Annotated in this window: 2 protein-coding genes; both read left to right on the top strand. The window is 62.0% G+C overall.

What is annotated here, in order from left to right; translation table 11 throughout:
* Nucleotides 1–72 precede the first annotated feature (72 nt).
* Complete coding sequence (locus ABD848_RS24870) at nucleotides 73–936, top strand: helix-turn-helix domain-containing protein (RefSeq protein WP_344977642.1); 864 nt, start codon at nucleotides 73–75, stop codon at nucleotides 934–936.
* A partial coding sequence (locus ABD848_RS24865) for a DUF397 domain-containing protein (protein ID WP_344977645.1) occupies nucleotides 905–999 on the top strand: 95 nt, incomplete at its 3' end. The genes ABD848_RS24870 and ABD848_RS24865, both read left to right, overlap by 32 nt.

Below are 999 nucleotides of genomic sequence, written 5' to 3'. Positions count from 1 at the left end.
CTGGCATTTGCCAATTCTCAAGGGCATCTTTGGAAAATGCCAGAGCCAGTGGAGGGGTCTAAACTGCGATCCATGCGACGAACCCCCAGTCCGTCGGTACGCCTACGCCGACTTGGCCGAGAACTACGCCGGCTCCGGGAAACTCGTGGCCTGTCCGTAGCCCAGGCGGCAAAGGCCGTCGGGTGGGGCTCCTCGAAGCTCAGCCGGTTCGAGACAGCGGAGCGCAGGATCACCGCCGGCGACCTCGACAAACTTCTCAACACCTACAAGATCGAAGACGGTGTGGAGCGCGAAGCGCTCCAGATGCTGGCCAAACAGGCCAAGGAACGCGGCTGGTGGTGGAAGTACCGCGACGTCTTCGGCGCTCGCGCCCTACCCGACTTCGAGGCCGAAGCCTCGGTCATCCGCACCTACGAGAGCATCGTGATCCCCGGCCTTCTCCAGACACCCAACTACGCAACAGCTCTCTTCCAGGGCGACTGCCATGCCCAACCCGAACAGATCGACCGGCTGGTCGAAGCCCGCCTCGCGCGCCGGGAGATTATGACGCGCATCGAACAGCCACCCCGTCTAACTGCGGTCATCGACGAAGCGGCCCTTCGACGCCCCATCGGAGGCCGCGAGGTCATGCGTGAACAACTCGACTACCTGCTGCGCATCGGCCAAGCCCACAACATCGACCTACACGTCCTGCCCTTCGTTGCGGGCGCCCACTCCGGCCTTTCGGGGTCGTTCACCATCTTGGACTTCCCCGAACCGACCGATCTATCGGTGGTGTACACGGATACGCTGACATCAGGTGCATTCGAGGAGCAGATCGACGATGTCGACCGCTACATGCGTACCTTCGGAGACCTCCAGGGCTCGGCCCTGAGCAAACAGCAAAGCGAGCAGTTCATCCGCGATGTGCTGCAAGAGAGTGAGAACAGTGCCTGACCTCGTGTTCCGCAAGAGCAGCTACAGCTCTGGGAACTCACAGAACTGCGTCGAAGTCGCCCA

This window comes from Salinactinospora qingdaonensis (genome assembly GCF_039539445.1).
In the GTDB taxonomy this organism is placed as follows: Bacteria; Actinomycetota; Actinomycetes; order Streptosporangiales; family Streptosporangiaceae; genus Salinactinospora; species Salinactinospora qingdaonensis.
This window is presented reverse-complemented; position numbering and strand designations above follow the sequence as displayed.

Coding starts and splice junctions, on each gene's coding strand:
- ABD848_RS24870 (WP_344977642.1), top strand. CDS start 73: ATGCGACGAACCCCCAGTCCGTCGGTACGCCTACGCCGACTTGGCCGA.